The organism is Solibacillus faecavium (assembly GCF_014836905.1).
GTDB classification, from domain to species: Bacteria; Bacillota; Bacilli; order Bacillales_A; family Planococcaceae; genus Solibacillus; species Solibacillus faecavium.
Window position 1 is genome coordinate 1 of sequence record NZ_JACSPZ010000031.1, and the last position, 586, is coordinate 586.

The following is a 586-nucleotide window of genomic DNA, read 5'->3' on the forward strand; positions in this document are numbered from 1 at the left end:
CATTAGCTCAGTTGGTAGAGCATCTGACTTTTAATCAGAGGGTCGAAGGTTCGAGTCCTTCATGGCTCACCAGTTTTTATAAACTATATACTGTCAGAATAAAAATATCCTATGTATAGCTTACTGAAGTAGTTATTACTTCTATATTATAAATGCCGGGGTGGCGGAACTGGCAGACGCACAGGACTTAAAATCCTGCGGTGAGTGATCACCGTGCCGGTTCGATTCCGGCCCTCGGCACCATCTTTACAATATAATTTGCGCCCGTAGCTCAATTGGATAGAGCGTCTGACTACGGATCAGAAGGTTGTGGGTTCGACTCCTGCCGGGCGCGCCATTTATATATTAATGTAGTTTGCTTGAGAATATCAGCAATGAATAACCACATTAAAATTAAGATAAAATAATACTTATGGCTACCTAGCTCAGCTGGCTAGAGCATTCGGTTCATACCCGAAAGGTCGTGGGTTCGACTCCCTCGGTAGCCATCTTATAGATCCATCTATATTTTTGGAGGTATACCCAAGTCCGGCTGAAGGGATCGGTCTTGAAAACCGACAGGCGGGTAACACCGCGCGGGGGTTCG

At 45.4% G+C, this 586-nt stretch carries 3 tRNA genes; all 3 read left to right on the plus strand.

Features of this window, described 5'->3' with window-relative positions:
• Nucleotides 1-154: 154 nt before the first annotated feature.
• The 3 genes from H9635_RS19105 (at nucleotide 155) to H9635_RS19115 (ending at nucleotide 488) form a co-directional block, all read left to right on the plus strand.
• Nucleotides 155-243 (plus strand) — tRNA-Leu (locus H9635_RS19105).
• Nucleotides 244-260: 17 nt separating this feature from the next.
• Nucleotides 261-337 (plus strand) — tRNA-Arg (locus H9635_RS19110).
• A gap of 77 nt (nucleotides 338-414) precedes the next feature.
• Nucleotides 415-488, plus strand: a tRNA-Met gene (locus H9635_RS19115).
• The last annotated feature ends 98 nt before the right edge of the window (nucleotides 489-586 follow it).